The organism is Curtobacterium ammoniigenes NBRC 101786, from assembly GCF_001571045.1.
Classification (GTDB): Bacteria; Actinomycetota; Actinomycetes; order Actinomycetales; family Microbacteriaceae; genus Curtobacterium; species Curtobacterium ammoniigenes.
In genome coordinates, this window is the sequence record NZ_BCSV01000005.1 from 142,833 (window position 1) to 165,221 (window position 22,389).

The 22,389-nt window shown below is 68.2% G+C and carries 17 protein-coding genes, 1 tRNA gene and 1 other RNA gene; 15 read left to right on the forward strand and 4 right to left on the reverse strand.

All coding sequences use genetic code 11. From position 1 onward, the window contains the following. The first annotated feature begins 84 nt into the window (after positions 1-84). The 5 genes from CAM01S_RS11845 to CAM01S_RS11865 all read left to right on the forward strand — a co-directional run bounded on the left by CAM01S_RS11845 (position 85) and on the right by CAM01S_RS11865 (position 8,084). Positions 85-1,977: an ABC transporter ATP-binding protein gene (locus CAM01S_RS11845; RefSeq protein WP_066521808.1), complete on the forward strand. Its 1,893-nt coding sequence runs from the start codon at positions 85-87 to the stop codon at positions 1,975-1,977. A 42-nt stretch (positions 1,978-2,019) separates the two neighbouring features. Beyond that, entirely contained in the window at positions 2,020-3,393 is a 1,374-nt protein-coding gene (locus CAM01S_RS11850) for a cystathionine beta-synthase (protein ID WP_066521811.1), read from the forward strand. Between the two features lie 8 nt (positions 3,394-3,401). Next, entirely contained in the window at positions 3,402-4,562 is a 1,161-nt protein-coding gene (locus CAM01S_RS11855; RefSeq protein WP_066521817.1) for a cystathionine gamma-synthase, read from the forward strand. Next, complete coding sequence (locus tag CAM01S_RS11860) at positions 4,559-5,953, forward strand: MFS transporter (protein WP_066521820.1); 1,395 nt, start codon at positions 4,559-4,561, stop codon at positions 5,951-5,953. The genes CAM01S_RS11855 and CAM01S_RS11860 overlap by 4 nt, the downstream gene beginning before the upstream one ends. 151 nt (positions 5,954-6,104) lie before the next feature. After that, the gene (locus CAM01S_RS11865) at positions 6,105-8,084 is read left to right on the forward strand and encodes a S53 family peptidase (RefSeq protein ID WP_245631634.1); all 1,980 of its coding nucleotides are present in this window, start codon (positions 6,105-6,107) and stop codon (positions 8,082-8,084) included. Positions 8,085-8,274: 190 nt separating this feature from the next. Here the strand turns inward: CAM01S_RS11865 and CAM01S_RS11870 are convergent, their stop codons facing one another. Together CAM01S_RS11870 and CAM01S_RS11875 are read right to left on the reverse strand one after the other, a co-directional pair. After that, entirely contained in the window at positions 8,275-8,916 is a 642-nt protein-coding gene (locus CAM01S_RS11870) for a hypothetical protein (RefSeq protein ID WP_157071551.1), read from the reverse strand. Between the two features lie 211 nt (positions 8,917-9,127). Continuing rightward, positions 9,128-9,706, reverse strand: a complete 579-nt coding sequence (locus CAM01S_RS11875; RefSeq protein ID WP_066521825.1) for a hypothetical protein — start codon at positions 9,704-9,706, stop codon at positions 9,128-9,130. A 211-nt stretch (positions 9,707-9,917) separates the two neighbouring features. Between CAM01S_RS11875 and CAM01S_RS11880 the strand changes: the two genes are divergently transcribed. Beyond that, on the forward strand, positions 9,918-10,169 hold the full coding sequence (locus CAM01S_RS11880) for a FitA-like ribbon-helix-helix domain-containing protein (protein ID WP_066521829.1): 252 nt from the start codon (positions 9,918-9,920) through the stop codon (positions 10,167-10,169). Next, positions 10,166-10,588 carry a type II toxin-antitoxin system VapC family toxin gene (locus tag CAM01S_RS11885; protein ID WP_066521834.1) on the forward strand — a complete coding sequence of 141 codons (423 nt, stop codon included), beginning with the start codon at positions 10,166-10,168 and terminating at the stop codon, positions 10,586-10,588. The genes CAM01S_RS11880 and CAM01S_RS11885 overlap by 4 nt, the downstream gene beginning before the upstream one ends. A 97-nt stretch (positions 10,589-10,685) precedes the next feature. Here the strand turns inward: CAM01S_RS11885 and CAM01S_RS11890 are convergent. Continuing rightward, a tRNA-Ser gene (locus CAM01S_RS11890) sits at positions 10,686-10,773 on the reverse strand. A gap of 153 nt (positions 10,774-10,926) precedes the next feature. Between CAM01S_RS11890 and pta the strand changes: the two genes are divergently transcribed. Both pta and CAM01S_RS11900 read left to right on the forward strand, forming a co-directional pair. Next, entirely contained in the window at positions 10,927-13,044 is a 2,118-nt protein-coding gene (gene pta / locus CAM01S_RS11895) for a phosphate acetyltransferase (RefSeq protein WP_066522265.1), read from the forward strand. Beyond that, positions 13,041-14,249, forward strand: coding sequence for an acetate/propionate family kinase (locus CAM01S_RS11900; RefSeq protein WP_066521837.1), 1,209 nt, complete (start codon positions 13,041-13,043; stop codon positions 14,247-14,249). Before pta ends, CAM01S_RS11900 begins: the two co-directional genes overlap by 4 nt. Here CAM01S_RS11900 and CAM01S_RS11905 read toward each other — a convergent pair. Then, entirely contained in the window at positions 14,236-14,916 is a 681-nt protein-coding gene (locus CAM01S_RS11905; protein ID WP_066521842.1) for an NAD(P)H-binding protein, read from the reverse strand. The genes CAM01S_RS11900 and CAM01S_RS11905 overlap by 14 nt on opposite strands. 58 nt (positions 14,917-14,974) lie before the next feature. Here CAM01S_RS11905 and ffs point away from each other — a divergent pair. The 6 genes from ffs to CAM01S_RS11935 all read left to right on the forward strand — a co-directional run bounded on the left by ffs (position 14,975) and on the right by CAM01S_RS11935 (position 22,288). Beyond that, an RNA gene (ffs, locus tag CAM01S_RS11910) (signal recognition particle sRNA small type) lies at positions 14,975-15,071 on the forward strand. Between the two features lie 84 nt (positions 15,072-15,155). Continuing rightward, positions 15,156-17,633 (forward strand): DNA polymerase III subunit gamma and tau, encoded by a 2,478-nt coding sequence (locus CAM01S_RS11915; protein ID WP_066521845.1) that lies wholly within the window; start codon positions 15,156-15,158, stop codon positions 17,631-17,633. Beyond that, the gene (recR, locus tag CAM01S_RS11920; RefSeq protein ID WP_066521850.1) at positions 17,633-18,232 is read left to right on the forward strand and encodes a recombination mediator RecR; all 600 of its coding nucleotides are present in this window, start codon (positions 17,633-17,635) and stop codon (positions 18,230-18,232) included. Before CAM01S_RS11915 ends, recR begins: the two co-directional genes overlap by 1 nt. Before the next feature lie 177 nt (positions 18,233-18,409). Further along, positions 18,410-19,675: an aspartate kinase gene (locus tag CAM01S_RS11925; RefSeq protein ID WP_066521855.1), complete on the forward strand. Its 1,266-nt coding sequence runs from the start codon at positions 18,410-18,412 to the stop codon at positions 19,673-19,675. 25 nt (positions 19,676-19,700) lie between these two features. Further along, on the forward strand, positions 19,701-20,753 hold the full coding sequence (locus CAM01S_RS11930) for an aspartate-semialdehyde dehydrogenase (protein WP_066521857.1): 1,053 nt from the start codon (positions 19,701-19,703) through the stop codon (positions 20,751-20,753). Between the two features lie 47 nt (positions 20,754-20,800). Further along, entirely contained in the window at positions 20,801-22,288 is a 1,488-nt protein-coding gene (locus CAM01S_RS11935) for a malate:quinone oxidoreductase (protein ID WP_083528002.1), read from the forward strand. The last annotated feature ends 101 nt before the right edge of the window (positions 22,289-22,389 follow it).

Consider the following 22,389-nt stretch of genomic DNA (forward strand, 5'->3'; position numbering starts at 1 on the left):
CTCCACACCGCGCGAAGGCCGCTGCCCCATCCGGGGCGGCGGCCTTCGTCGTCCGTCCGGATTACGCTGTTCGAAGTGAGCAGGATGGATTCGGTCGTCTCTGGCGGCGGCATGCGCGGCGGCATGGGTGGCGGCATGCGCGGGCGCATCTCGAGCGGCGACCCGGAAGCGCAACGAGCCGCGAACGCGCAGGCTCCGACCATTCCGCATCTGTTCCGCCGGATCGTCGAGCTGTTCGCCCCGCATCGCCGCGCGATCGTCCTGACGGTCGTGCTCGTGCTCATCGGGGCCGCGCTGACGGTGATCCCTCCGCTGCTCACGCAGCGCGCCTTCGACCAGGGGCTCTTCCCGAGGTCAGGGCATCCGGATTTCCCGGTCCTGTTCGCACTCGTGGGCGGCATGATCGGCCTCTGGATCCTGTCGGCGGGCATCGGCGTCTGGCAGACCTACCTGACCGCGACCGTCGGCAACCGGGTGATGGGCTCGATGCGCATGCGTCTCTTCGGCCATCTGCAGCGCATGGAACTCGCGTTCTTCACGCGGACGAAGACGGGAGTCATCCAGTCGCGCCTCCAGAACGACGTCGGCGGCGTTGCGAGCGTGCTGAACAACACGATCTCGTCAGTGCTCGGGAACACGGTGACCGTCATCGCGGCGGTCGTGGCCATGATCCTGCTGAGTTGGCAGATGACGATCGTCGCCGTCGTTCTGCTGCCGATCCTCGTGATCGCACAGCGGCGCGTCGGACGGATCCGCGCCCGCATCGCCGCAGAGACGCAGGAGTCGCTGTCGGACATGACCGCGATCACGCAGGAGGCCCTGAGCGTCTCCGGGATCCTGCTCGCCAAGAGCTTCAACCAGCAGCAGAGCGAGACCCACCGATTCGGGGTCGAGAACCGGAACCAGATCCGTCTGCAGGTGCAGCTGCAGATGTCCGGCCAGTGGTTCTTCGCGATCGTGCAGATCTTCCTGTCGATCATTCCGGCGATCATCTACGTCGTCGCCGCCTACCTCATCACGGGCGGCGTGCCGATTACTGCCGGCACGATCGTCGCGTTCACCACGGTGCAGTCACGGTTGCTGTTCCCCACGGTCGGGCTGCTGCGCGTGGTGCTGGACCTGCAGACCTCGGCGGCGCTCTTCGCCCGGGTGTTCGAGTACCTCGACCTCCGGCCGGCGATCACCGACCGACCGACGGTCCGGCCGGTCGACGAGACCCGGATCGGCGCGGTCGCGTTCGAAGAGGTGTCCTTCTCGTACCCGGACAGTGACCTCGATCGACCGACCCTCGACGCGGTGTCGTTCGCACTCGAGCCCGGACAGTTCGCCGCATTCGTCGGGCCTTCCGGCGCCGGCAAGACCACCGTCTCCTACCTCGTTCCCCGGCTCTATGAGGCGACCGCTGGAACCGTCCGGTTCGCCGGCGCCGACGTTCGCGACCTCGCCCAAGACGATCTCATCCGCCATATCGGGATCGTCAGCCAGGAGACCTACCTCTTCCACGCCACCATCGCCGAGAACCTGCGCTACGCCAAGCCCGATGCGACCGACGCGGACCTCGAGCGCGCGGCTCGTGCAGCAAACATCCACGACACCATCGCATCGTTCCCCGACGGCTACGACACCGTGGTCGGCGAGCGTGGCTACCGCCTGTCCGGGGGCGAGAAGCAGCGAGTCGCGATCGCGCGCGTGCTCCTGAAGGACCCGCCGGTACTGATCCTCGACGAGGCGACCAGCGCGCTCGACTCCATCTCGGAACGGGTCGTGCAGCAGGCGCTGGACACCGCCTCCCGTGGGCGGACGACCATTGCGATCGCCCACCGACTGTCCACGATTCGCGCTGCGGATGTGATCTTCGTGCTCGAGCACGGCCGCATCGTCGAGCAAGGGACGCACGATGCCCTGATCGGATTCGACGGCGTATACGCCACGCTCTATCGGCAGCAGTCGATGGAGGACGACCTCGCCGGCGCCTGACGGCGCTGTCGACCAGGACCGAGCGACGTAGACTCGACTCCCGTGCAGTACGCGGAAACCATCGTCGATCTCGTCGGCAACACCCCTCTCGTCAAGCTGCACCGAGTGACCGACGGGATCACCGCGACCGTCCTCGTCAAGCTCGAATACCTGAACCCGGGCGGGTCCGCGAAGGACCGGATCGCCACCCGCATCATCGATGCGGCCGAGCAGGCCGGTGACCTCGGACCAGGGGGCACGATCGTCGAACCGACGAGCGGGAACACCGGGGTCGGGCTTGCGCTCGTCGCCCAACAGCGCGGGTACCGCTGCGTCTTCGTCCTGCCGGACAAGGTCGGCGAGGACAAACGCAACGTGCTCACCGCGTACGGTGCGGAAATCGTCGTGACGCCGACTGCGGTCCCGCCGGACCATCCCGAGTCGTACTACTCAGTGTCCGATCGGCTCGCTCGCGAGATTCCGGGGGCCTACAAGCCGAACCAGTACGCCAACCCGAACGGACCGCTGAGCCACTACGAGACCACCGGTCCGGAGATCTGGCGCGACACCGACGGACGCATCACGCACTTCGTCGCCGGCGTCGGAACCGGCGGCACGATCAGCGGCACCGGACGGTACTTGAAAGAGATCTCGGGCGGGGCGACGCGCATCATCGGCGCCGACCCCGAAGGCTCGGTGTACTCAGGCGGAACGGGACGCCCGTATCTCGTCGAGGGCGTCGGTGAGGATTTCTGGCCTGGGGCATATGACCCCGACGTTCCGGACGAGGTCATCGCGGTGTCGGACGCCGACGCGTTCGCGATGACCCGCAGACTCGCGCGCGAGGAGGGCATCCTCGTCGGTGGGTCGAGCGGCATGGCTGTCGTCGCGGCACTCGAGGTCGCGCGCGCAGCAGGCCCGGACGACGTGGTCGTCGTGCTCCTCCCGGATGGCGGGCGCGGCTACCTCGGCAAGATCTTCAACGATCGATGGATGCGTGCCTATGGATTCCTCGATCAGGACGAGGAGCAGACCGTCGAGACGCTCCTCGCCGGCAAGAGCGATCGGCTGCCCGATCTCGTTCACGCGCATCCGACGGACACGGTGCGTGACGTCGTCGACATCATGCGCACCTACGGGGTCTCCCAGATGCCGGTGCTCAGCGCTGAGCCGCCCGTGGTGATGGGCGAGGTGGTCGGGGCCGTATCGGAGCGCGATCTGCTCGATCACGTGTTCGCGGGGACCGTGAAGATGTCCGACCCGATCGTCGGACTCATCGGCGACGCGCTGCCGCTCATCGGCCTCGGACAGTCGGTCGCGTCCGCGCGGCGCGCGCTGCAGGCGAGCGACGCGCTGCTCGTCGTCGCCGATGGCAAGCCGCTGACGGTCGTCACACGACAGGACCTGTTGACCGCGCTGTCCCACCAGCACCACTGAGGAGCCCCATGACCGAGTTCAGCACGCGCGCGATCCATGCCGGCCAGGAGCCGGACGCGTCGACGGGCGCGGTCGTCCCGCCGCTGCATCTCACGTCCACGTACAAGCAGGACGGGGTCGGCGGTCTCCGGAGCGGGTACGAGTACTCGCGGTCCGCGAACCCGACGCGGGACAGCCTCCAGACGTTGCTCGCTGATCTCGACGGCGGTGCAGCGGCACTGTCGTTCGCGTCCGGGTTGGCGGCGGAGGACGCCCTGCTCCGGGCGGTGCTCCGACCGGGCGCCCGCGTCGTGATGGGCAACGACGTCTACGGAGGCACGCATCGCCTCGTCAACCGCGTTCACGTTCCCTGGGGCGTCCGGCTCCAGACCGTCGACATGAGCGACTCCGACCTGGTGCGCGCGACGATCGGCGCGCCAGGTTCCGATCCGTTGGTGCTGTGGATCGAGACGCCGACGAACCCGCTCATGAAGATCGCGGACATCGCCCTGCTCGCGGAGATCGGCCACAGCGCCGGGGCGACGGTTGTCGTCGACAACACGTTCGCGTCGCCCTATCTGCAGCGACCGCTGTCGCTCGGTGCCGACGCGGTGGTCTACTCGACGACGAAATACCTGGGCGGGCACTCGGACGTGGTCGGGGGAGCGGTGGTGCTCGGGAGCGAGGAGCTCGCCGAGCGTGTGGCGTTCCTCCAGTTCGCTGCCGGAGCGATCTCGGGGCCGCTCGATGCGTGGCTCACGGTCCGCGGCATCAAGACGCTCGCGGTTCGGATGGACCGGCACTCCGCGAACGCGCAGGCCGTCGCGGAGGCGCTGGTCGAGCACCCGGCGATCGACCGAGTGTTCTATCCCGGTCTGGCCGACCATCCGGGGCACCGCATCGCGGCGCAGCAGATGCGTGGATTCGGCGGGATGCTGTCCGTCGCGCTCGCCGGCGGCGCGTCGGTCGCGCGGCGATTCGCGGAGTCGACGGAGATCTTCACGCTTGCGGAGTCGCTCGGCGGCGTCGAGTCGCTCATCGGCTATCCCAGCGAGATGACGCACGCCTCGGTGCGCGGTACCGAGCTCGCGGTTCCGGAGAACCTGGTCCGGCTCTCCGTCGGAATCGAGGACGTCGACGACCTCGTCGCCGATCTCCATCAGGCGCTCGAACGCGCCGCGCGGGAGTGACTTCCTCGGCCGCCTCCGGGGTCGAGCGTCGCCGCGAGCGGGGGATTCTCAGCGGCGCGTTGTTGCTGCCGACGCTCGGCACGGTCGCGATCGCGGTGGTCGCGGCGTTCCAAAGCCTCGCAATGACGACGATCATGCCGGAGATCAGTCGGGATCTGAACGGCGCTGCGCTCTATTCGCTGAGCTTCGCCGCCCCGCTCGCAGCGGGCGTCCCGGGGATGGTCGTCGCCGGCAACTGGTCCGATCGCAGCGGTGGGCGCGCTGTGGCGTGGGTCGCCGGGGCGCTGTTCGCGCTTGGCACCGCCGTCGTCATGCTCGCGACGTCGATGCCGATGTTCCTCGGCGGACGACTCGTCGAAGGCTTCGGCGGCGGGGCGCTCAGCGTCGTCCTCCATGTGATCGTCGCGCGGTTGTTCCCAGACCGACTGCATGGCCCGATCTTTGCTGCCTTCGCGGGTGCGTGGGTCGTCCCTGCCCTTGTCGGGCCGGCGATCGCCGGCATCGTCACGGACATCTGGGGCTGGCACTGGGTGTTCGCCGGCGCGTTGCTGATCGGCGTCTCCGGCTTCGCGCTCCTCACGCCGAGCCTGCGGCACATCGGTCCTCCCGCGCACGACCGTCGCCCCGGGTGGGACGCCCGCCGCATCGTGTGGGCCGTGCTCGCGGCAACCGCCGTGCTCGTGGTGAATCTCGCGCCCGATCTTCCGGCAGCGGTCGGCGGGACCGTTGCCGCGGTCAGCGGGGTGGCTGCGTTGCTCGCCGTCCGACCGCTGCTGCCGGTAGGCGCATTCCGTGCCAGGCCGGGCCTCCCGACGGTCGTGGTGCTCCGCGGCCTCGCCGCGGCCGCGTTCTTCGGCGCGGAGGCGTACGTGCCGTATCTGCTGCAGCGTCACGAGGGGATGACGCCCGGGACTGCTGGAATCGCGCTGACGGTGTCGGCGATCGCCTGGGCGACGTCGAGTTGGCTGCACGGGAGATTGTCCGAGCGCATGGTTCCCGCGCTCCGCGCGTTCCGGGGCGGGTTCGCGCTGGTGATCATCGGGATCGGAGCACAGCTCGTCGTCGCCGCGGCGGGTGCGCCGTGGTGGCTGTCCGTCGCCGGCTGGTTCGTCGCCGGAGGCGGTATGGGGTTCGTCTATCCGCGCACCTCCGCGCTCACGCTTCGGTTCGCAGGCACGGACGACAAGGGGTTTGCGAGCAGTGCCCTCACCATCGCGGATTCGGTCGGCGCGGTCCTCGGACTCGCTGTCGCCGGAGGTCTCCTGCAGGGGCTCGGCGGCGCTGCCGACCGAGGGGCGTTCGCCGGGGTCTTCGTCGGCATGGCACTCATCGTCGCGCTCGCTGTCCTCATCACGCATCGAGTGGGAGTCGTTCCGCCTCCGCGCGAGTAGCGCCGGGGCGCAATCGAACGACCCCCAACCGGGGTACAGCGAGTGTCGGCTGTTTCACTGACTGTCGCAAATCGCGCTCCGCAAATTAGCGTCGAGCAACGATCTGCCGAGAACTCCCTGGATTTTCGGCATCCCCTCAGAGAGGACATCCGTGATACCTCGGTCACGTCGGCGCTCGATCAGCGCCGCCATCGCCGGCGCTGCAGTCGTCGGCACATCCCTATTCATGGTCGCGCCGGCGCAGGCCGCGGCGAGCGACCCCGTTCCGAACTCCGTTCCGGCGTGGGCGAGCGCGCCCAACGACGCGGGCGCCGCTCCAGCTGACACGAGCGTGGAGGGGGAGGTCTACCTGCCGCTCCGCAATGAGGCCGGGGCGACGGCCCTCGCGACCGCGGTATCGACGCCCGGAAGCCCGCAGTACCGGCGCGGCATCGCGCCGAATGTCTGGATCGACCGATTCGCACCCACGCGACAGGACGTCTCGCAGGTCGTGTCGTACCTCCAGTCCAAGGGGTTGACGATCACCGCGGTGCCGGCGAGCCGCCAGTACGTGGTGTTCCGCGGACCGGCGAGCGTCGTTGCGACGACGATCAATGCGCCGCTGCACACCTACCGTCACAACGGCAAGAAGCTCATCGCGCCAGCGAGCACGCCGACACTTCCCGCGGACATCGCCTCGAAGGTCTCGGGACTCAGCGTCGACCAAGCCCGTCTCGAGACGCGCCCGGACCTCATCCAGCAGGGCTCGTCGACGAACGCGAGTGCTCCATCGCAGTCGTTGTCATCGGGTGCGGCGACGTCGTCCGGGATCAACGCCCAGTGCTCGACGTACGACGGCCAGCACACGGCGACCGTACCCGCCGCGTACGGGCAGACCGTGGTCCACACCTTCAACTGCGGATACATTCCGTCGCAGCTCCGGTCGGCGTACGGCGTGGACACGCTCGCCGCGCACGGCGTGCAGGGGCAGGGACAGACCGTTGCCATCATCGACGCGTACGCCTCGCCCACGATCCTGCAGGATGCGAACACGTATGCCGCGAGCCACGGCGATCCGCAGCTGACGAACGCCACGTTCCAGCAGATCGCCCCGGCACCGTCGAGCTTCACGGATGAGGCTGCGTGCCAGTACCCGAGCGGATGGCAGGGGGAGGAGACGCTCGACGTCGAGTCCGCCCACGCGATCGCTCCGGGGGCTCGCATCCTCTACGTCGGTGGCACGAACTGCGGCGGTGGCCTCGACGTGGCCATGTCGAAGATCCTTGACAACAAGCTCGCGACGATCGTGTCGAACAGCTACGGCGATGTCGGCGAGGACCTGCCGATCTCCAGCATCCAGGGCGAGGTGAACCTGCAGCTCCAAGCGGCCGGCGAGGGCATCGGGCTCTACTTCTCGAGCGGTGACAGCGGCGACGAGTCGCTGAACCTGGCGACGCCGCAGCCCGACTTCCCTGCCTCGTCGCCGTGGGTCACCGCGGTCGGTGGAACGAGCATGGGCATCGGCGCGGATGGTCACAAGACGTTCGAGACCGGCTGGGGCGATGTCCTCGACCGCATCGTGTCGACGAACGGTGTCGAGTCCTACACGGCCCCGCTCCCAGGCAACTTGTTCGGCGGTGGCGCCGGCGGAGGCGCGAGCACGTACTTCGCTGAGCCGAGCTACCAGTACGGCGTGGTCCCCTCCTCGCTGTCGAAGGGCAAGCGGGTCTCGCCGGACCTCGCTGCGCTCGCCGACCCGTACACCGGATTCTCGATCGGAATCCGGCCCATCGTCGACGACGCGACCCTGGCCTCCGGCGGGTACGTGACCGAGACGTACGGCGGGACGTCGCTTGCATCGCCGATCACGGCGGCGCTCATGGCGATCGTGCAGCAGACGACGTCGACGCAGATCGGCTTCGCGAACCCGACGCTCTACGCGGTCGACCGCGTCGCGCCGTATGCGTTCAACGACGTCACCGCGCCGGCGTCGCCGATCGCGCTTGCGTACACGTCCGCTTACTCGGGTCACGACTACCTCGTGACACTGAACCAGGATGAGTCGCTGAAGAACGCGCCCGGCTACGACGACATCACCGGGCTCGGCTCTGTGTCGTTCGCGGCGCTGACGAGCGTGGGACGCCACCGGTAATTCGGCACCCCGGCGCCCGTCGCGCACCTGCCTCGGCAGGGCGCGGCGGGCGCTTCGTCGTGCTGGAGGCGCGGTGTCGGTCAGCGGGAGCGTGACCGCCGCGGCTGCGTGCGCGGCGCGGCGTCGGAGAACCGCCCAACCGTGGGGCAGGTTCAGAGGGGCGGTGTCGGTCAGCGGGAGCGCGACCGCTTCAGAGGGGGAGCAGCACCCCGAGTTCGGCGGCGAGCACACCGGCGATCAAGAGGACGGCCAGGCCGATCGACGCGGCGATGCCGGAGCGACGCTCGTACCAGAGGCGGCTGGACGGGTATCGGCGGATGAGTTCGCGGAGCGGGAGTGGTTTCGGGAGCTCGGTGAGCTGCACGCCGAGTGCTGCCGCGATGTCGGTGATGGACGCGTCTGCCCAGATGCTGCCATCGAGGCGGAACAGGGCAGCGCCCTCGTGGTCGAGCGCGATCAGTTCTCGCGTCTGCCGTTCGATCGATGTCGTGAAGACCGTCGCCAGCACGATGCGGTCGATGCTGTTGCGGAGCACCAGCCGACTCGGCGTCAGGACCGATCGGACGCTCACGTGGGTGCCGTTCACGCCCACGAACGCGATGCGGAGCCTGACCAGGAGCACCACCGCGAAGACCGCGAGGATCAGAACGATCGTCGCCAGCGCCGCCCAGAGCCGGAACGGCAGCGAGACGAGCACCAGCGCGACAACGAGCGGGATGGCCGAGAGGGCAACGCTCAGGGCTGCGCTCCGGAGCAACGCCTGCCGGGGCCGAATCACCGCCTCGAAAGTTGGACGAGCGGTTCTGCTCTCGCGTGCCGCCAGTTCCCCCACGGCGATCTCCTATCCCCACAATGGCGCCGAGGTTCCGTGCGATTCGAACACGGTTCGGTGCGCGTCCGTTCGGGTCGGACCTCTGGTCAGCATAGGGCAGGACCGCTGTGCCGAGAAGAAGATTTCGATTCGTTTGTATAGAGAGGACGGCCTGCGGGCCGGGAGCACGGAAATCGGATATATTCCGCGGCTCCCGGCTCGTCGCCGCGGCTTACAGCGGGAGGTGCGCGCCGAGCGCCATGTTGTAGACCGCCGCGATCATCAGGTACATCAGCCACAGGCCCACGATGATGTGCATGAGACCGAGCAGCCGCTCGCCGACCGCAATCCCGATCGTCGCAATGAACTCCGAGATGTAGACGAGGGACAGACCGAGGAAGAGCAGTCCGACCGGCCAGTCGCCCGCCGTGAAGAACACCGACATGCCGAGCACCGAGATGATGAAGAAGGCGACGCTCATACCGGCGTTCGGGCGCGGGTCGTGGCCCTTGTATCGGTTGTATCCGAGCGCGAACCAGTGGATGCCGTATGCGCTGAAGGCGAGTGCCGCCATGTAGAGCGGCGCCTCGTTGAAGACCTTGAACCACGTCAGCCCGATGAACAGGATGACGCCGGTCACGAACTGGCAGAAGCCCGGTAGCCAGATGCCCCAGATCCCGGTTGCGGCGTCGACGCGCTCATCGCGTTTCGGCCAGCCCAGCAACTCCTGGGGCCCATAGATGAGGTAGCCGGTTCCGAGTCCGAAGAACCCGAGCGCGAGTGGAACGAACGGTGTGATGGCGAACGACATGTGAGCCTCCAATGCGACATTGCAATCGAGTGCACGCTATGCCGAAAACGCGTGGAATGTTCCGGTTGCGCACCATCAGGTCGCGAGGAGGGGGATCACGCCCGCAGCCCATCGCATCGAAGGGCGCCGCTACCAGGCCGTCCACCCCGTATGCGGCTCGTCATGAGCGTGCATGCATTCTGCTAGCATGGTTGCAGAAGGGAGTGCCCGTATGGCGGTATTGACGGTCCGCAACGTGGACGACGAGACTCGCGCCGGCTTGAAGCAACTCGGCGCCGAGCATGGGCGATCGATGGAAGGGGAGGCTCGGGTCATCCTTGCCGAGGCGGTGCGATCGAGACGCGCGGCCGGTGGAACGAACGGACTCGGAAGCAGGATCCATGCACTGTTCGCCGGGCTCGACTGGGAGGGCGTCGAGCGGCAGGCTGAAACGGTCCGGGTGGCGCCGTTCGACGAGCAATGATCGTTCTCGACACCAACGTCGTGTCCGAACTCATGCGGGAAATCCCGAATGCTCGTGTGCTCGCGTGGGCAGACTCCCAGGTCGCGGAGGAGCTGCACCTGACCTCGATGACGTCAGCTGAATTGCTCTCCGGTGTCGCTCGGCTGCCCGAGGGGCGTCGGCGAGAGCGGCTTTCGCGGCAGGTGGGTCGACTCGTTGACGAGGTGTTCGACGGTCGAGTCATCCCGTTCGATCTGTCAGCATCGGTCGACTATGCCCGGATTGTGCAGGCTCGTGACCGAGCAGGCTCCCCGATCAGCGTGGCTGATGCGGTCATCGCCGCAACGGTCGTGGCGGCCGGCGCCGATGCGCTCGCCACGCGGAACGTTCGCGACTTCGTCGGGACGGGACTACGAATCGTCAATCCCTGGGAGACGTGAGGACGGGGCCCGTTCGTCGAACGGTCCATCCGTCCGGTGCAGGAAGCGCCGAGCTCGGCCCCCCGCGAACGACGGGCGGCCGCAGGCGAGCGTCTGGTGGCGGAGGATGGGGGATTCGAACCCCCGAGGGCTTGCACCCAACACGCTTTCCAAGCGTGCGCCATAGGCCACTAGGCGAATCCTCCTGGGCGACGCCTCACGGCGACGAGTCCCCATGGTACAGGGCTCCGGACGTGCGAATGACCGCCGACCAGGGGATCACCGCGACGGCTTCGGACCCACTTGCGTCGCGCCTCCGTTCGAAGGCGAATCCGATGCGCTCGCAATACTGTGAACCGGTGGCGACTCGCATCTACATCACATCGGCCGAGGGACACACCGGCAAGAGCACCGTCGCACTCGGGGTCCTCGAGGCGCTGACACGCACCGTCGGGCGAGTCGGGGTCTTCCGGCCGGTATCCCGCTCCGCTGACGAGCGCGACAGCATCCTCGATCTGCTCCGCGCGCATGCGTCCGTCGACCTGCCGTACGAGGAGTGCGTCGGCGTGAGCTACGACGATGTGCACGCCGACGCGGACGCGGCGCTGGGCACGATCGTCTCGCGGTTCGCGGCGATCGAGCGCGCCTGCGACGTGGTCGTCATCGTCGGCTCCGACTACACGGACGTCGGAACGCCCACCGAGCTCTCGTTCAACGCCCGCGTTGCAACGAACCTCGGGGCGCCCGTGCTCCTGGTGCTGGGCGGACGGTCACCCGCGGATGGTGCAGCACGCACTCCGGGAGAGATCGCGCAAGTCGCCGACGTGACGACGAGCGAACTTCGCGCGCTGCACGCGGCGCTCCTTGGCGTGGTCGTGAACCGCGCGGACCCGGACGCGCTCGAGCGCACGAACGAGGTGGTCGGGCGTGCGATCGCCGCCCACCATGCCGGTGCCCCGGTCTGGACCATCCCCGAGGATGCAGTCCTCGTCGCGCCGACCGTTCGCGCGTTGCTCGCCGCGACCGGAGCGACGCTGATCCGCGGCGACGAGTCTCTCCTCGACCGGGAGGCGATGGGCACCGTCATCGCCGGCATGAGTATGGAGAATGTGCTTCCGCGGCTCATCGAGGGCGCGATCGTCGTGGTCGCCGGTGACCGCAACGACGTGCTGATCGCGACGGTGCTCGCCCACGCCTCCGAGACGTTCCCGAGCGTCGCCGGCGTCATCCTCATCGGGGGGTTCGAGCAGCTTCCGCAGATCCAACGCCTTCTCGAGGGCCTGCCGTCGAGCCTCCCGATCGCCCGCACCGATCTCGGGACGTACGACACGGCCCTGCGAATCACGCAGACGCGCGGGAGGCTCGCGGTCGAGTCGCCGAGGAAAGCCCAGCTCGCGCTCTCCCTCTTCGAGAAGCACGTCGACGCCGACGTCCTGCAGGAGCGACTGCAAGTGACGCCCTCGCAAGTGGTGACACCGCTCATGTTCGAACGACAGCTGCTCGATCGCGCTCGCGCGTCGCGCACGCGGATCGTCCTGCCCGAGGGCGACGACGACCGGATCCTCACGGCTGCCGCGACCCTGCTGCAGCGCGACGTCTGCGCGCTCACGATCCTCGGGGAACCGACCACGGTGCGAGCGCGGGCCAGCGAACTCGGCCTCGACATCGAGGCGGCCGAGCTCGTCGACCCCCAGCACAGCCCGCTGCGAGAGCGATTCGCGGATGAGTACGCGCGCCTCCGAGCCCACCGTGGAATGACGGTCGAACTCGCGCACGACACCGTGGCCGACGTCTCGTACTTCGGCACGATGATGGTGCAGTTCGGCTACGCCGACGGGATGGTCTCGGGCGCCAAGCACACGACCGCGCACACCATCCGCCCAGCGTTCGAGATCATCAAGACCCGCCCGGGCACCTCCGTCGTGTCGAGCGTGTTCCTCATGGCGCTCGCAGACCGTGTCCTCGTCTACGGCGACTGCGCGGTCATCCCCGACCCGACGAGCGACCAACTCGCCGACATCGCGATCTCCTCGGCGGAGACCGCTGCGCAGTTCGGCATCGATCCCCGGGTCGCGATGCTCAGCTATTCGACCGGCGACAGCGGGACCGGTGCGGATGTCGACAAGGTGCGGCAGGCGACCGCCTTCGTCCGCGAACGTCGACCCGAGATGCTCGTCGAAGGCCCGATCCAATACGACGCCGCTGCCGATCCGACAGTCGCTGCGACCAAGATGCCGGACTCGCCCGTTGCCGGCCGAGCGACCGTGTTCATCTTCCCGGACCTCAACACGGGCAACAACACATACAAAGCGGTGCAGCGTTCGGCTGGCGCCGTCGCGATCGGACCGGTCCTTCAGGGGCTGCGAAAGCCGATCAACGATCTCTCGCGCGGTGCGCTCGTCCGAGACATCGTCAACACGGTCGCCATCACCGCCATCCAGGCCGCGACCACCGACGGAACAGGAGCCTCACGGTGACCACAGCCCTCGTCGTCAACTCCGGCTCGAGCTCGTTCAAATACCAGTTGATCGAGCTCGATGGTGAGCAGACCCTCGCCTCCGGTCTTGTGGAACGCATCGGCGAGCAGTCGGGCGCCTGGCGCCACCGAAACCACCTGACCGGCGAGGCGACCTCGAACGACGCGGCCGAAGTGCCCGACCACGACGCCGGGTTTCAGGCGATGCTCGACGCGTTCGACAACACGGGCCCGTCACTCGAGGACCACGCGCCGGACGTCGTCGGCCACCGGGTGGTCCACGGCGGCACCACGTTCGACCGCGCGACAGTCGTCACCCCCGAGGTGGAAGCGCAGATCGACGCGCTCGCAACGCTCGCGCCGCTGCATAATCCCGCGAACCTCCAGGGGATCCGTGCCGCATCGCGGAAATTTCCCGATGTGCCCCAGGTCGCCGTCTTCGACACGGCGTTCCACCAGACGATGCCGCCGTGGGCGTACACGTACGCGATTCCCCGTGACCTGAGCGAACGGCATGGGATCCGCCGGTACGGCATGCACGGCACGAGCCACAAGTACGTGTCGGAGCGCACCGCAGCGTTCCTCGGACGACCACTCGAGGACGTCAAGACAATCGTGCTGCACCTCGGCAACGGCGCCTCGGCGTGCGCGGTCGACGGGGGCCGATCGATCGACACCTCGATGGGGCTCACACCCCTCGAAGGGCTCGTGATGGGGACCCGCTCGGGCGATCTGGACCCGGCGATCCTCATCCACCTCCACCGGGTCGCCGGTCTGTCCTTCGACGAGCTCGACACGATGCTGAACAAGGAGTCGGGCCTCCTCGGTCTGACCGGCAACGGCGACATGCGCGACGTGCAGGACGCCGCGCTCGCCGGCGATGACGATGCAGAGGCGGCGCTCGCCGTGTATCGCCACCGGATCCGCCGGTACGTCGGCGCGTACACGGCGCAGCTCGGCGGCCTCGACGCGATCGTGTTCACCGCGGGTGTCGGTGAGAACAACGCGCTGCTGCGTCGACGTGTGCTCGCCGGGCTCGAACACCTGGGCATTGAGATCGACGACGATCGGAACGAGTTGCACTCGTCGGAGGCGCGCCGCATCTCCACCGACACCTCGCGCGTCGCGGTGCTGGTGATTCCGACGAACGAAGAGCTGGAGATCGCTCGGCAGTCCGCCGAGGCGGCGCTCGCTACCGGATCGTGATCGCGTCGAGGGCGTCGGCGATCGGCGCGCTGCCCGAGGTGAGGTCGAACTGACGACCCACCGCCGTGCCATCGAGCAGTGAATGCATGACGACCGCGGCGACGTCCGCGCGGGGGATCGAGCCGTGCGGGAGCGAGTCACCGACCGCCACGAGGCCCTGACCGGGCCGGTCGGTCAGCGTCCCGGGACGCACGATCGTCCAGCGGAAGCCGCGAGCGCGGATGCTCGCATCCGCCTCCGCCTTCGCGCGCAGATAGATCTGGAACACGCTGTTGTCGTCGCGTGCGGGCAGCACCGCTGCGACGCGGTCGTATGCGTCGGCGCCCTGGGCGGAGATCATCACATAGCGGTCGATTCCCATCCGCTCTGCAGCGTCCGCGAGCAGGAACGCGGCGTCGCGGTCCACCGTGAACTTGCGCTCGCCACCGCTCCGCGCGCCGGCGCCAGCGGCGAAGACGACCGCGTCGTAGCCGCGCAGTTCGAGCGCGAGGTCGTCGTCGCTCCAGTGCTCGAGGTCGGCGACGAGTGCCTTCGCGCCGGTCGCCTCGACGTCGCGGACGTGCGCGGGGTTCCGCACGATGCCGAGCGCCTCGTGCCCGGCGTCGACGAGCATGCGCTCGAGCAGGAGTGCGATCTGACCGTGTCCACCAGCAATTGCGATCCTCATACAACTGATCAAACTCCAGCCGGCATGGGAGCGGCCGTGGCAGTCCGCTAGACTCGTCGGCGGCTCCTCACGTGACGCCATCCAGGCCAACTCCCCCAGGGCGGAAACGCAGCAAGGGTAACCGGGCTCTGGCGGGTGCGTGAGGAGTCTTTCTCGTTGTCCGGCGGCGTCGGCTGGTGCCCATCCACCGCCCGTCCGGGAGGCGCGTCCCTGTCGCCGGTCCCGGTTACCCTTGTCGCGTGGTCACCGCCCTCTATCGCCGTTATCGGCCTGAGACCTTCGCCGAGCTCATCGGCCAGTCGCAGGTGACCGAACCGCTGCGCACTGCGCTGCGGACGAACCGTGTCAACCACGCATATCTCTTCAGCGGACCCCGCGGGTGCGGCAAGACGACCTCCGCGCGAATCCTCGCCCGCTGCCTCAACTGCGCGGAAGGGCCGACCGACACCCCGTGCGGTGTCTGCCCGAGCTGCGTCGAACTGGCCCGCGACGGCGGCGGTTCGCTCGACGTGATCGAGATCGACGCGGCGAGCCATAACGGCGTCGATGACGCGCGTGACCTTCGTGATCGCGCGATCTTCGCTCCGGCCCGTGACCGCTACAAGATCTTCATCCTCGATGAGGCGCACATGGTGACCCCTCAGGGGTTCAACGCGTTGCTGAAGCTTGTCGAAGAGCCGCCGGAGCACGTCAAGTTCGTCTTCGCCACGACCGAGCCCGAGAAAGTCATCGGGACGATCCGCTCCCGAACCCATCACTACCCGTTCCGCCTCGTGCCGCCGGCGACGATGCTGCAGTACGTCGAGGAGCTCTGCGAGCAGGAGTCCGTGACCGTGGCTCCCGGGGTTCTCCCGCTCGTCGTCCGCGCTGGCGGCGGCTCGGTCCGCGACACGTTGTCCCTCCTTGATCAGCTCATGGCCGGGAGCGAGGAGCGGTCGATCGCGTACGACCGGGCCGTCGCGCTGCTCGGGTACACCGATGGCGCGCTGATCGATGACGTCGTGGACGCGCTGGCCGTGCGCGAGCCGGCCTCCGTCTTCACCGCGATCGACCGGGTCATTCAAACCGGGCAGGACCCGCGGCGCTTCGTCGAGGACCTCCTCGAGCGGCTGCGAGATCTCATCATCGTGGCAGCGACGAACGAGGGCGCTGCTGCCGTGCTCCGCGGGGTGTCTCCGGACGAGCTCGCGACAATGAGCCGTCAGGCCGCGGTGTTCGGTGCGGTCGCGCTGTCCCGTGCTGCTGATATCGCCAATCGCTCGCTCACGGAAATGACGGGTGCGACCTCGCCGCGCCTCCATCTCGAGCTGATGGTCGCGCGCATGCTCGTACCGGAGAGCGACGACTCCCAGCGCGGCGCGTTGGCGCGTGTCGAGCGTCTGGAGCGCCGGATCGGCGTCGACGCCCCGTCGGGATCCGCTGGAGGCGCGCAGTCAGCGGGCGCGATGACCCCAGCACCACCCGTGGCACCGGTGCGAACCCCGGCAGCCGCTGTGACTCCATCCACGCCCGTCGCACCGGCTCCCGCCCCGGGGACGGACTCGCGCGAGCCGGAGCGGACGGTACCTGTCGCAGTCGACGCAGCGCCCGCTCCGGGCAACCCGGCGCCCGTGAGCGGAGCATCGGCGCCTGCGGTGCCGCCGTCGGCTCCCGCGGAGAGCAATGCGGTGCCCGCGCAGGGTGCGACGCCGGCGTCGCCGATTCGTGCCGTGGATCTGCAACAGATCCGGGACAGCTGGACGCAAGTCGTCGAGCATGTGCAGCGGGCCCGCCGGTCCGCCTGGACGGTTGTCGTCACGGCGCAGGTTTCCGCCTTCGCCGAGGACGTCCTGACGCTCACCTTCCCGAGCCAGCAGGACGTCGCATCGTTCAAGGAGCGCTCTGATCCGGGCGCGAATGTCAGCGAGCTCTTGCGTGCGGCGATCCTCGACGTGCTCGGTGTTCGCGTGAAATTCGTTGCCAAGGGCCCTGGCTCGCCGGCGTCGAACGCTGCGGCGCCCGCGGCGGTTCCGTCCGGGTCGGTTGCGCCGCGCACTGATTCCCCGAGCACTGAGCCTGGCGCCGGGGCTCGGGGCACGACGACGGCTCGCGCCGCAGACGCGGCGGTTCGCTCATCGTCTGGCAGCTCCGACGGCGCGGCCGTCGTGACCGATTGGGCGGTCGCCGTGATCCCGACGGGTCCTCTGGCCGACGAGACGGCTCCCGACACCGGTTCGGCGCCCGCCCCGGCGGATGCGCCAGCGACGGTCACGTCACCCGCGGCCCCGGTGACTGCCGCGTCACCCGTGACTCCCGCGGCGCAGCAGGCGGCCGCGGAGCACGCCGTCGCCACTGCCCCAGGCGCTGTCTCCGACGTGTCTGGATCGGCCGAAGCGCCGCCCGCCCGGCGCGACGACTACCCAATCGACGACTACCCACTCGAGGACGACCCGTACGACCCAGGCCCCTCCGATGCAGTCGGGGCTCCGCGTCCGGCAACAGGTGCGTCCCCCGCTGCCCAGCCTGCCGGGTCGGCGCAGCCACCCACGCCGCCCTCCCGCGCCGCTACGAACGGCTCCGGCGCGCTCGACCAGGCTGCCGCCTCCGCGCCGGCCCCGTCCGGCCCGCGGGTGCAGCGCCCACCGGTTCCAGGTCGGTACGGAGAGGCTGTGGTTCGCGAGATTCTCGGTGCGCAGTTCATCGAGGAGACCGCGCTCGATGACGGGCGGCGAGCCTGATGTACGACGGAATCGTGCAAGACCTGATCGACGAGTTCGGTCGCCTTCCCGGGATCGGGCCGAAGTCCGCGCAGCGGATCGCGTTCCACATCCTGCAGACCGAATCGTTCGACCCCACGCACCTGTCCGAATTGCTCGCCGCCGTGAAAGAGCGCGTCCGCTTCTGCGAGGTCTGCGGCAACGTCACCGAAACCGAGCGATGCAGCATCTGCCGTGATCCGCGGCGCTCGCCCGCGGTGATCTGCGTCGTCGAAGAAGCCAAGGACGTCGCGGCAATCGAGCGCACCCGAGAGTTCCGGGGCCTCTATCACGTGCTCGGTGGTGCGATCAGCCCCATCGACGGTGTCGGTCCGGATGACCTCCGAATCCGGCAGCTCATGACGCGCCTCGCAGACGGCACCGTCGACGAGGTCATCATCGCCACCGACCCCAACCTCGAGGGGGAGGCGACAGCCACCTATCTGAGTCGGCTGCTGGTGCCGATGGGCCTCCGCGTCACGCGTCTCGCGTCTGGACTCCCCGTCGGCGGGGACCTCGAGTACGCCGACGAGGTCACGCTCGGGCGCGCATTCGAAGGCCGCCGAGTGGTCGGCAGCTGACGACAAGGCGGTGGAGGCCTGGACAGGCGAGACGATCTCAGCAGCGTGCCCGCGCCTCCCGGGGTGATATCGGTGCATTGTTGCGTCGCAGACGCGTGCACGCAACGTTTCCCGAACACCGCTTACCATTGACACGCGCGCTGCATCCGCGCGCAGCGACCCCAGGAGTACGAGCCCGTGGCCTTGATCGTGCAGAAGTTCGGCGGATCGTCAGTGGCGGACCCCGAGAGCATCAAGCGCGTCGCAAAGCGGATCGTCGCGACGAAGAAGGCGGGCAACGACGTCGTCGTCGCCGTATCGGCGATGGGGGACACCACCGACGAGCTCATCGACCTCGCGGCGAAAGTCACGCCGCTGCCACCCGGGCGTGAGCTCGACATGCTCCTGACGGCGGGGGAGCGCATCTCGATGGCGCTGCTCGCCATGGCCATCAAGAGTCTCGGGGTCGAGGCATCGTCCTACACCGGCAGTCAGGCCGGGATGCTCACCGACGCGCAGCACGGCCGCGCGCGGATCGTGGACGTCACCCCCAAGCGCGTTCGCGAAGCCCTCGATGCCGGCCACGTTGCGATCGTCGCCGGCTTCCAGGGGTTCAATCGCAACACCGGCGAGATCACGACGCTTGGCCGTGGCGGATCGGACACGACCGCCGTTGCGCTCGCCGCTGCGCTCGATGCCGACGTGTGCGAGATCTACACGGACGTCGACGGCATCTTCTCTGCAGACCCGCGCGTCGTTCCCAACGCCCGGAAAATCGATCGCATCACGAGCGAGGAAATGCTCGAGCTGGCGGCGTCCGGCGCGAAGGTCCTTTACATCCGTGCCGTCGAGTATGCGCGGCGGCACGGTGTGACGCTGCATGTCCGGTCCTCGTTCAACAACAACGAGGGAACCATCGTCTACAACCCTGAAGCGGGGGAAACCGTGGAAGAACCGATCATCACCGGCATCGCCGGCGACCTCTCCGAAGGCAAGATCACCGTGGTCGGCGTTCCCGACCAGCCCGGCAAGGCGGCAGAGATCTTCACGATCGTCGCGCGGGCCGGCGCGAACATCGACATGATCGTGCAGAACGTCTCCGCCGCCTCGACCGGGCGGACGGACATCTCGTTCACGCTCCCCAAGGAGCAGGGGCAGACGGTGCTCACCGCGCTTGAGTCGGCGAAGCTCGACATCGGCTACGAAGCGATCCAGTACGACGATCAGATCGGCAAGCTCGCGCTGGTCGGCGCAGGCATGCGCACGAACGCAGGGGTGTCCGCGCAACTGTTCCGCGCCCTGCACGAAGCATCGATCAACATCGAGATGATCTCCACGTCTGAGATCCGAATCTCCGTCGTCACCCGCGCCGACGAGTTGCACGAGGCGATGCGCGTCGTGCACAGCGCCTTCGGGCTCGACACCGACGTGCAAGCCGTCGTCTACGCCGGCAGCGGGCGCTGACCCAGGCTCCCGGAAGGAGACCACCATGTCTGAATGCACCGTCGCCGTTGTCGGCGCAACCGGGCAGGTCGGCGCTGTCATGCGGCGACTGCTCGAGGAGCGCGAGTTTCCCGCCACCGCCGTCCGCTTCTTCGCGAGTGCGCGATCGGCCGGCACCACGCTTCCGTATCGCGGCGAGCAGATCCTCGTCGAGGACGCAGAGACCGCCGATCCGGCGGGCGTCGACATCGCGCTGTTCTCGGCGGGCGCCGACGCGTCGCGGCGACTCGCGCCACGGTTCGCCGCGGCCGGCGCAACCGTCATCGACAATTCGAGTGCCTGGCGGATGGACCCCGATGTTCCGCTCGTCGTGAGCGAGGTCAATCCGGACGCGCTCGACGAGGTTCCGGCCGGCATCATCGCCAACCCGAACTGCACGACCATGGCGATCATGCCAGCGCTCCGCGCCCTCGACCAGGAGGCCGGGCTCCGGCGCCTGATCGCGACCACGTACCAGGCTGTCTCCGGGAGCGGCCTTGCCGGCGTCGAAGAGCTCCTCGAACAAGCGCGGGCTGCCGTCTCGCAAGACGTCGCGGCGCTGACCCACGACGGGGCAGCGGTCGTGTTCCCCGAACCGAAGAAGTACGTCGCACCCATCGCGTTCGACGTCGTGCCGCTCGCCGGCAGCATCGTCGAGGACGGCCTCGGCGAGACCGACGAGGAGAAGAAGCTCCGGAATGAGAGTCGCAAGATCCTCGGGCTTCCCGAACTGCTCGTCGCAGGCACCTGCGTGCGTGTCCCGGTGTTCACCGGCCACTCCATCGCCGTGAACGCGGAATTCGATCGGCCACTGACGCCCGAGCGTGCCGCAGCCGTCCTTGCAGGGGCGCCCGGCGTCGAGCTCCGCGACGTTCCGACCCCGCTCGGCGCCGCGGGGAACGACCCGACCTATGTGGGGCGCATCCGCGCCGACCAGTCCGCCCCGGACGGACACGGTCTCGCGTTCTTCGTCAGCAACGACAACCTGCGAAAAGGCGCGGCGCTGAACGCGGTGCAGATCGCCGAAGCCCTGCTGGCACGTCGCCCCGTCCACGCCTGAACCGGCGCAGGCGGCTGGCTGTCCTCGGTCGCTTGTAGGATCGTCGCGTGGCAGAGAAGTCAGTGCAGCCGTTGGACGTCGTGCTCATCGGCGGCGGAATCATGAGCGCAACGCTCGGAGCGCTCATCCACCGGCTGGAACCCACCTGGACCATCAAGATCTTCGAACGCCTCAACTCGATCGCCGAAGAATCATCGAACCCCTGGAACAACGCCGGAACCGGCCACTCCGCCCTCTGCGAACTCAACTACACCCCGCAGCTGCCCGACGGTCGCGTTGACATCGCCAAGGCGGTCACGGTCAACGAGCAGTTCCAGGTCTCCCGACAGTTCTGGGCCCACCTGGTCGAGACCGGTCAGCTCGCCGAGCCGACGACGTTCATCAACCCGACGCCGCACATCAGCTTCGTGTGGGGCGCGGACAACGTCGAGTACATGCGTCGCCGGTACGAGGCAATGAAAGACCATCCGCTCTTCGCCGGACTGCAGTACAGCGACTCCGCGGCAACGATCCGCAAGTGGGCACCCGCGCTCATCCCAGGACGCCGAAAGGATCAGCCCATCGCGGCGACGTATTCCGCGGCGGGATCGGACGTCGACTTCGGGTCGCTCACCCGGCAACTCCTCAACGGGCTCGTTCGCGACGGCGTCGTCTTCGAGCCGAACCACGTCGTGAAAAGCCTCCGCCGCCGCCAGGACGGCACGTGGAACATCCTCGTCAAGAACGAGGTCGGGCAGTCGCGAGAGCGCATCGCTGCACGCTTCGTCTTTGTCGGCGCGGGTGGCGGTGCGTTGCACCTGCTGCAGAACTCCGGCATTCCGGAGATCCGGGGGTACGGCGGCTTCCCGGTGTCGGGCGAATTCCTCCGCACCGACGACCCCGAGGTCGTGGTCAAGCACTCGGCCAAGGTGTACGGCAAGGCCAGCGTGGGCGCGCCTCCCATGTCCGTGCCGCACCTCGACACGCGCATCGTCGACGGCAACGCGTCGCTCATGTTCGGCCCCTATGCGGGCTTCAGCCCGAAGTTCCTGAAGAACGGGTCCGTGCTCGACCTGTTCCGGTCCATTCGCCTGCACAACATTCGGCCGCTGCTCAGCGTCGCGTTCTCGAACTTCGATCTCGTCAAATACCTCGTCGGGCAGCTCGCCGCTTCCAAGAAGACGAAGTTCGCCGCGCTGCAGGAGTTCATGCCCGCCGCCCGTCCGGAAGACTGGCACAAGATCATCGCCGGTCAGCGTGTCCAGGTCATCAAGCCCACGGACGGAGGTCGTGCCGGTTCGCTGCAGTTCGGAACCGAGGTCGTCGCGTCTGCGGACGGCTCGATCGCCGGTCTCCTCGGGGCGTCGCCTGGGGCGTCGACCGCCGTGCCGATCATGCTGAACCTGCTGGAGCGGTGCTTCCCCGGCGAGTGGTCGCGATGGATCTCGACCGTGCAGGAAATGATCCCGACGTACGGACAGCAGCTCAGCGACGATCCCAAGCTCGCCGACCGGACGCTTGAACGCACAGCAAGGGTGCTCGGCCTCCACCACTGATGGCGCGGTCGCCGCGTGTCGGATGAGCGCTAGAGCTTCACGGTCGCGGTGTCACCGCGTGGCGTGTTGACGTGTTAGTCGAACACATGTTCGAATAGCTG

Bases quoted from the DNA above. Each gene is read 5' to 3' on its own strand.
- CAM01S_RS11845 (WP_066521808.1), top strand. From the start codon at position 85: ATGGATTCGGTCGTCTCTGGCGGCGGCATGCGCGGCGGCATGGGTGGC.
- CAM01S_RS11855 (WP_066521817.1), top strand. From the start codon at position 3,402: ATGACCGAGTTCAGCACGCGCGCGATCCATGCCGGCCAGGAGCCGGAC.
- CAM01S_RS11875 (WP_066521825.1), bottom strand. From the start codon at position 9,706: ATGTCGTTCGCCATCACACCGTTCGTTCCACTCGCGCTCGGGTTCTTC.
- CAM01S_RS11880 (WP_066521829.1), top strand. From the start codon at position 9,918: ATGGCGGTATTGACGGTCCGCAACGTGGACGACGAGACTCGCGCCGGC.
- CAM01S_RS11885 (WP_066521834.1), top strand. From the start codon at position 10,166: ATGATCGTTCTCGACACCAACGTCGTGTCCGAACTCATGCGGGAAATC.
- CAM01S_RS11905 (WP_066521842.1), bottom strand. From the start codon at position 14,916: ATGAGGATCGCAATTGCTGGTGGACACGGTCAGATCGCACTCCTGCTC.
- recR (WP_066521850.1), top strand. From the start codon at position 17,633: ATGTACGACGGAATCGTGCAAGACCTGATCGACGAGTTCGGTCGCCTT.
- CAM01S_RS11930 (WP_066521857.1), top strand. From the start codon at position 19,701: ATGTCTGAATGCACCGTCGCCGTTGTCGGCGCAACCGGGCAGGTCGGC.